This is a genomic window from Actinomadura roseirufa (assembly GCF_900659635.1).
In the GTDB taxonomy this organism is placed as follows: Bacteria; Actinomycetota; Actinomycetes; order Streptosporangiales; family Streptosporangiaceae; genus Spirillospora; species Spirillospora roseirufa.
Window position 1 is genome coordinate 1 of the sequence record NZ_CAACVB010000315.1, and the last position, 7840, is coordinate 7840.

Annotated in this window: 6 protein-coding genes; 3 read left to right on the plus strand and 3 right to left on the minus strand. The window is 71.4% G+C overall.

Annotation, left to right across the window (positions count from 1 at the left end; all coding sequences use genetic code 11):
• Window positions 1–257: 257 nt before the first annotated feature.
• Entirely contained in the window at window positions 258–719 is a 462-nt protein-coding gene (locus E1291_RS36305; protein WP_131742584.1) for an SSI family serine proteinase inhibitor, read from the plus strand.
• 127 nt (window positions 720–846) lie between these two features.
• On the opposite strand, the gene E1291_RS36310 is transcribed toward E1291_RS36305, so the two are convergent.
• Window positions 847–1662, minus strand: a complete 816-nt coding sequence (locus E1291_RS36310) for an SGNH/GDSL hydrolase family protein (RefSeq protein WP_131742585.1) — start codon at window positions 1660–1662, stop codon at window positions 847–849.
• Between the two features lie 471 nt (window positions 1663–2133).
• On the opposite strand from E1291_RS36310, the gene E1291_RS36315 reads away from it, so the two are divergent.
• Together E1291_RS36315 and E1291_RS36320 are read left to right on the plus strand one after the other, a co-directional pair.
• Entirely contained in the window at window positions 2134–4014 is a 1881-nt protein-coding gene (locus E1291_RS36315; RefSeq protein WP_131742586.1) for a protein kinase domain-containing protein, read from the plus strand.
• 181 nt (window positions 4015–4195) lie between these two features.
• Window positions 4196–5992 (plus strand): PD-(D/E)XK nuclease family protein, encoded by a 1797-nt coding sequence (locus tag E1291_RS36320; RefSeq protein ID WP_131742587.1) that lies wholly within the window; start codon window positions 4196–4198, stop codon window positions 5990–5992.
• A 60-nt stretch (window positions 5993–6052) separates the two neighbouring features.
• Here the strand turns inward: E1291_RS36320 and E1291_RS36325 are convergent, their stop codons facing one another.
• Both E1291_RS36325 and E1291_RS36330 read right to left on the minus strand, forming a co-directional pair.
• Complete coding sequence (locus E1291_RS36325; RefSeq protein ID WP_131742588.1) at window positions 6053–6505, minus strand: ATP-binding protein; 453 nt, start codon at window positions 6503–6505, stop codon at window positions 6053–6055.
• A gap of 136 nt (window positions 6506–6641) precedes the next feature.
• The coding region (locus E1291_RS36330; protein WP_131742589.1) for a hypothetical protein at window positions 6642–7840 on the minus strand (1199 nt) is incomplete at its 5' end.

Here is a 7840-nt window from a genome sequence, read left to right on the forward strand (position 1 = left end):
GAACCGGCGCCGGGTGGCCGAAGTGCGCCGCGCGATTGCACTCCGATCCAATAACCTGGGCCTGTGAGCCTGCACCTGTACGACACCGGTACCCGTAGCAAAGACCGCGCGGTCGAGCCCGACGGCGCGACCGGCCCGGTTCCTTTACGTTGTAGATCATTAATACAGCCCCCGATAGCCACAGGGAAAGCCGACACCCGCCATGACCACTCTCCGCTACGATTCGACTCCTTTCAGCGATCGAGAAGAGGAGCAGCGTGCGCACATCCCCCCGCGCCGTCGCCCTGGCCCTGGCGACTGCGGCAGCGGCTTCGACGGCCCCCACGACCGCGCCCCCGGCACTGGCGGCGGCCCCCACGACGACGCGCGCCGTGGCCCACACCGCGCCGGACGGCACGACGAACGGCACCGCGCCCGCCGGCAGGTTCGGCATCACCCGCTACGACCTGCGCGAGGGCAGCACCCTGCGCTGGTCGCTGACCTGCTCCCCCGACGGCGGGACGCATCCGGCGCCGGCGCGGGCGTGCGCCCGCCTCAGGGAGATCAACGGCGACCTGGATCGGCTCCGCCACCGGTCGGAGCGGTGCCCGCGCGCGTTCGACCCGCGCGAGGTGGAGATCCGAGGCGCCTGGAACGGCCGCGACATCGTGTTCAAGGAGCGCTATCCGAACGCGGCGTGCCTGGAAGAGGCGACGGCGCCGATCGTCCCGAGCCGTTGACGAGCGATCCTCGAGTGAAATGCGTTAAGCGCTCGAATCCGCGGCGGCACCGGTAATTGCCGGGAACGCGGACGGCCGTGGCGGTCCTTTTCCAAGGACCACCACGGCCGTCAATCGCCGTCGGGATTTAACCCTGTTGCTGAAGGGTGAGCGAAGTCGAGCCGCTGAACGCGGGCAGGTAGCCGTACCGCTGCCCGGTCGACGTCGGGTGGTAGGAGGAGTCGATGGGGAGGGTCACCGAGTTGAGCCAGTCGTCGCCCGAGCACAGCTCGTGCCCGGCGAACTCGTCCCGCACGTCGGAGAAGGTGAACCCGGCCCGCCCGGCCGCGGCCGAGACGGAGGCGTCCAGCGCGTCGGCGGCGCCGTTGAGAGCGTTCCGCTTGGTGTTGCTGAGCCCGACGCACACGTTGACGATCTTGTACAGGTGCGGGTAGCCGAGCACCACGACCCGCGCGGACGGGGCCTTGGCACGGATCTTGCCGTACACCGAGTCAAGCCGGCCGGGCAGGGTGTTCTGCGCGTAGCTCTTGGCCGTGTTCACGGCGTTCACGCAGGCGGAGTCGGAGTTGAGCACGCAGGTCTGCATGACGCCGGTGAACCCGGCGTCGTTGCCGCCGACGGTGATGCTGACCAGCGTCGTCGAGGAGTCGAGCGCGCCGAGCTGCCCGTCGGCGACGGACGTGGTGGTGGCGCCCGAGCAGGCGGCGAACTTGAACGAGCTCGTCGTGTGGGCGGCGGCCCAGAGCTTGGGGTAGGCGTTGGCACTGCGGTTGCACGACCCGCCCGCGGGGTCGTAGTCACCCGCCCCCGTGCCGGAGGAGTAGGAGTCGCCGAGGGCGACGTAGTTCGTCCCGGCCGCCGAGGCGGATCCGGACCAGGCGAACGAACCGGCGGCGAGGGTCACCGCGCCGAAAGCGGCCAGAAACTGGCGGGAGAGGCGCATCTGCACTCCGGGCGACGTATCGAATTGTGACGGACTCCTTTATATCAGCCGCTCCATTCCGCGGGCCGACGGAGTGATCACCCATCTTCGTCAGATTTCGCCCTTGCGATCCCCGAAGGACGCGACTTCCGGACCTCCGGAATCAAAAATTCACAACGCGTTCGCCGGGCGTGTATTGGCCTTCCTCACTCTCCGAAACCACACGAGTCACCAAACCGGAGCCCCCCTCCACCCCACCCCACCCACCCCGCGCCTTGAGGCGCACCGCCGGGATCCAGGTGAGGGCGCGACGGTCGCCGCCTCGGCGGGTCGCCGGGCTCCGCGAGCCGGGGCGGGCCTCGGCCCGCACACCGGCCGCGCGGGCGGTGGGACGCCAGGCGATCCGACGGAGCGCCGTGTAAACGTCCGGATGCTCTGAGCCGTCCATAGACCGAGCGCGACGGGCCGGCCGGCGGCGGGCACCGTGCCGCCTTGTTCCTCGACCCCATGAAGGGCGGCCGCGTGCCTTTGAGACCCGGGCATCGCCGTGATGCCACTCCTCCGGAAGCACTGGCGAGCATGACGACGACGCCTCGACCGCTCACCTCGCGAGACCCAGAACGACTCGGCCGGTACCGGCTGACCGGCCGCCTCGGAGAGGGCGGGCAGGGCGTGGTCTACCTCGCCGAGGACGACGACGGCGCGCGGGTCGCGCTGAAGATCCTTCATGATCGAGGTGGCTCCCGGGACGTTCTCCTGCGGGAGATCTCCGCCGCGCGCCGGGTGGCGTCCTTCTGCACCGCCGAGATCCTCGACGTCGGCGAGGAGGACGGGCTTCCCTACGTCGTCACGGAGTTCATCGCCGGTCCCACGCTCCGCGAGCTGGTCGAGGAGAAGGGCGCGCAGAGCGGGCCCGCTCTCTACCGTCTCGCGATCGGGACGGCGACCGCGCTCGCGGCGATTCATCAGGCCGGCATCGTGCACCGCGACTTCAAGCCGGGGAACGTCCTCGTGGGCGCGGACGGCCCCCGTGTGATCGACTTCGGCGTGGCGCGTTCGGTGGACGCGACCGCGACCGTCGCGAGCACGGTCATCGGAACCCCCTCGTACATGGCACCCGAGCAACTGGCCGGTCAGGTCGTCGGAACGGCGGCGGACGTCTTCGCATGGGGAGCGGTCGTCGCCTACGCGGCGAACGGCCGTCCACCATACGGACAGGACACCATCCCGGCCGTCCTGACCCGCATCGTGAAGGGCAAGCCCGATCTTGGGGACCTCACCGGTTCACTCCGTGAACTCGTATCCCAGGCCCTGAGGAAGGACCCCGGGAAGCGTCCTGACAGTCGGGACGTCCTCCTACGCCTCTTGGAACACTCCCAGGGCCCCATCGCGGCTCCCGAGGCCCTCGCACAGGGGCGCGCACTCGCCATGGCGGACGACGAGGACCTTGCGGACGAGCGCACCGCCCGCTGGACCACGGTTCGCATGCCTCGGATGGAGCAGCCCACCGGCGGCCTGCGGACTCGGCCCGTTCTCCTTGCGGCAGGTGTCACCGTGGCCGCCCTTCTCGCGTCCGGCATGGTGGCGCTGGCCATCGGCGGGAAAGCCCCGGATCGTGGACGCTCCACGCCACTCCCACGAGGATCGAAAGCGCCCTTAATACCGATCGAAGAGGAACGGACCAGGACGAGGGCGGCGAACCCCTCCGCACCGACCGGAAGCGCCGGCATCGCCACGGCGATTGAACAGGCGACCGGCCTCTGGAGAACGGCCACTTTCACCGCCGAAGGACAGATGGCGGAGAGCGATGACACTTTTACCGCCGAAGGCCGCCTGCACTTCCGTGCTGGTGGGAGCACCAACTATGACTTCACGTTGAAGGCCTCCCGCGAGGCCGACGATTCCGGGTTCGCTTCCACTCCTCGAATGATGATCATCGGCGACTGCGTCTCTTATCGGGACGACCCTCGAAGGTGCCTGCCGCTGAGCTCCGCACCAGATCAGGAGGAGGGCGAGCGGTCGGCATGGGTGGCGAGCGAGGTCCGCTGGGTCACCTCTCCCTACAATATTGTCGAGTTGCTGCGAAACGCGACCTCACTCCAACGAAGTTCGGACGCGGGGACCGTGACCTATCGCGGCTCCACTCCTGGTGCCCGTCTCGCTGCCGGTGGCCCGGTCGCACCTTTCTATCGCGCACTCGACGGAAAGTCCTCCAGGGCGACCTTCACTTTGGTCACGGACAGGGACCACCTTCCCAAAAGCCTCGATATCGACCTTTGGTCCACGGTGAGCCCCAGCCTCGTCTATCACTCCTTTTACTCGGCCCGATACAACGACTGGGGCACCAGCGGAACGATCACCCGCGCCTACTGAGCCCCCCTGGAAAACCGTTCTACAACCACATGAGGAGCGGGGTGCCCAGACACGCCGCTTTCCGATTCTCCGGGGCCTCGTCCTGGACGACACGGGAGGTGTGATCTTTGGAGGTGATGGTTGAGCCGGTTCGGGTCTCCTACGGTGGAGCCTTATTCCTTCTGGCGTCGCGGGAGCAGTCATGACCCCCCACAAGCTCTGGACCATGCCGAGCGGGCTGCGCGGCGAGCCGCTGGTGATCCGCCTCTCGGCGAGCGCCCTCGACCACGACGGCCGGCAGTGCGGGGACTTCGCCGCGCTCAAGGCCCGTCCCAGGGTCTGGCCCAGTCGGCGCGAACCGGCCCGTTACCCGCCGTGGGAGTCGTTTCCGCTGGGGCTGGTCATGGGTGCGCTCGACCGGGTCGAGTCGACGGGCGTCGACGTGGGGCAGGCCGTTGAGCAGGTCATCGCGCGCACCCGCTCGACCGTGCACGCCGGTGTCCGGCAGTGGGTGGGGCACGCCTGCGACGCCTACCTGCGGGCGGGCGAATGGATCGCCGAGGAGCTCGAAGCCGAGGGCGTCGCGCTCGTGCCCGAGCAGCGGCCCCGGGTCGTCCAGCACGAGTCGGCGGCCGAGTTGCGGCTGCTGACCGCGTGGGGCCGCTGGTACGCCTCCGCCGACGGGGCCGTCCGGGAGTTCCGGCGGCTGCGGATGAGCAGGGCCGGGGCGCGCGACGCCCTGTCCAACGACGTCCTGGCGTTCGTGGCGGCGGCCGGACTCCGCGCGGAGGGGAGCGTCTACCGGGACCTTCCGGTCGAGGTCGTCCCGGACGGGCGCGAGCCCGAACGGATCAGGGTGGTGGAGGTGATGCTGACCGCCGGGGTTCCGCCGCGCGTCCTGGTGGACGCGCACCCCGGCGACGTCCGCCGGACCTACCAGGAGAAGGCCCGGCATCACGTCAGCGACATCGTCTTCGGCGGCGGCAAGCGACCGGGCTCCGACTGTGCCGGATGCAAGGCGTCGTCGTCGTGCGAGGCGCTCCGCCGGGTTCCCGGGCTCCTCGGCATCCAGGACACCGGAACGCACCGCCGCACGTGGTCGGTCACGACGGGGCGCCAGTACCTCGTGTGCCCCGCCCAGGCGCATCTACGGGAACTGCGCCTGCCGGCCGCCTCGTGGTCGGACGGTTCGGCGGCCGGGCGGGGCCGGGCCGTCCACCGGTGGCTCGAGGCCGCGCACGCCAGGTACCCCGTCCGCGCGTGCGAGCCCGGCGACCTTCCGGAGCCGGACGCGCCGGAGCTCGGGCCGGCCGCGGAGCTCATGACCCGGGAGGAGTACCACGAGGCCCGCCCCTTCCTTCTCGCGCACCTGGCCACGTGCCCGCTGGGCGGGCCCGGAGCCGTCACCGACGTCGAGCCCGAGCCGAACGTCGCGGTGCACGACCCGGCGGCGGACGTGCTGGTCGTCGCGCAACCCGACCTGATCCGCAAAGTGGACGGGCGGGTGGTCTACCGGGAGCAGAAGACCACGCTCGTCCCCGCGCCGGACGGCACCATGGAAGACGTGATCGCGCGCGTTCCGCAGCTCGCGCTGGCGGTGCGGCTGGTCGCGCATCAGGTGTTCGGGGGTGACGGCGGCGGCGTCGTGGAACTGGAGACCCTGACGCCTTCGGCCGCCGAGGTGCTCTCCTTCGATGTCGCGGATCCGGCCGTGCGCGAGGCCGCGCGGAAGGTCCTCGTCCGGATGACGGCCGACTGGCACAAGGACACCGTCTTCCGCGCTACCCCCGGCCACTGGTGCGCGGCCTGCCCGGTGGCGCAGTGGTGCCCGGACCGGGCCCCGAGCGACCCGAAGGCGCCGATCGTGGTCGACGGCGTGCGCATCGACCCGCGAACCGGAGAGGTTCTGGCCGGTGCCGCCGCCGTCAGTCACCGCGCGGCGGCGGTCTCCGCGTCCCTCACCGAACCCGACCACGGTGACGAGCCGGTCCCGTTCTGAACATCGGCGCCCCGACGGCCCATCACCGGTGGTCAGGAGCCGGTGATCAGGATCGGGTGGTCAGGCGGCCTCCAGGGTGGCCGGGTCCCGGGCCGGGCAGGCGGCGAACAGGGCGGTGACGGTGCGGGAGCGGTCGTTGCCGAACCAGCCCCAGCCGTCTGCGGCGGCGGACACGGTGCGCAGCCCGCGGCCCGACTCGGCGTCGAGGCCGGGGTCGCCGGCCACGGGTTCGGACGGGCCGCCCTGGTCGGCGACGGAGACGGCGATGCCGCCGTCCCAGCGGGCGATCTCGACGGTGAAGGTGCCGCCGTCCTGGCCGGACTTGGTGTGCCGGAGCGCGTTGACCACCAGCTCGTCGACGGCGAGGAGCACGTCGTCGAGCCGGGGGCAGCCGGCCAGGAGCGCCGCGGTGAAGCGGCGCGCCGCCGCGGCCTGGACGGGCTCGCCGGGGAAGGGGCGCCGCCAGCGCTGGGCGTCCGGCGGCGCGGGGGCGAAGGTGATCGCGGGGAACATCAACTACCTCACCAGGTGGTCAACCGTTTCGGTCTCAGACCCTCATCGTCACAGTCGGTAGCGAAGCGTGCACGGAAAATCACCACTCGATTCGACCGGCGGCGTGATTTGCTCGCCAAACCATGATCCTCCGGGGTCAGCCCAGGAGGCGTTTGCTCTGTTCTTCCCAGTACGTCAGGCCATGGTCGCGATGGATCCGCAAGGCCGCGTGTGCATGCGTCTGTGCCGTGTCCTCGCGTCCCAGGCTCCGTGCCAGCTCCGCCAGGACGAGATGGGTCGAGCCCCAGCAGGCGGTCCCCATTCCCGCCACGACGAACAGGTCCGCGTACGGGACGAGGCGTTCGTACATGGACTGGGGGTCGGGCGTGCCGAGGCGTGCGGCGACCAGGCCCCAGACGGGCAGGAGGAAGTCGGCCACCCAGTCCTCGGGGACGGTCGTGCCCCAGCGGCCTATGAGGTCGTGGGCCAGGTCGGTACGGCCCGCCTCCACTGCCGCTAGGACCGCGACGGGTCTCAGGGGCACCAGGTCCGGTTCCCCTGCCGCGTCCACCAGTTCGTCCAGCATCTCCGGCACCCGGCCTTGCCCTCGGCGGCAGGTGAAGGTCGTCACCATGCGGCGGAACCGGGCGCCCCACAGGGACGCGCCGAAGCGCATGTCGCCGTACCGGCCGAGCAGGTCCTCCGCCTCGTCCCACCGGCCGCCGAGGGTGGCGCGGGCCGTGCGGGCGATGCCGACCATGGACTCCAGGTCGGTGTGGGGCGCCGCGTCCAGCAGCCGCTCGCAGCGGGCCAGCTCGCGGTCCCAGCCGGCCAGGTCCCCGTCGCGCAGCATGCACGACATCAGGAACACCCGTGCCAGGATCTCCCCGCCGCCCGGCAGCCCCGGCAGGTGCGCCAGCTCCTCCGCCGCCGCGCGCCGGGCGGCGTTGCGGCCGGGCGCGAACGAGGCGAGCAGGTAGTTGTTCAGGGCGCGGGCGAGCACCGGGACGTCCCCGGACTCGCGGGCGACGCGGACCGCCTCCAGGGCGTGCCGCTCGCCCTCGGCGCCGCGGGGGCCGTAGTGCAGCTCCAGCCCGAGGGCGCCGAGCAGCGCGGCCCGGTCGGCGGGCTCCAGCGGGCCGTCCAGCAGCCCCTCGATGACCTCGACCATCGCGCCGTCCACGACGCCGTAGGGGCGCCAGTACCACAGCGCCGGGCCGCCGATCGCGGTGACGGCGGGGACGAGCGCGTCCCGGTCGCCGGTCCGCCGCGCGATCGCGACGGCCTCCTCCCAGTCGCGGCGCGCCTCGTCCGGACGGCCGGCGGCGCGGCGGGCCCCGCCGCGGCCGGTCAGCA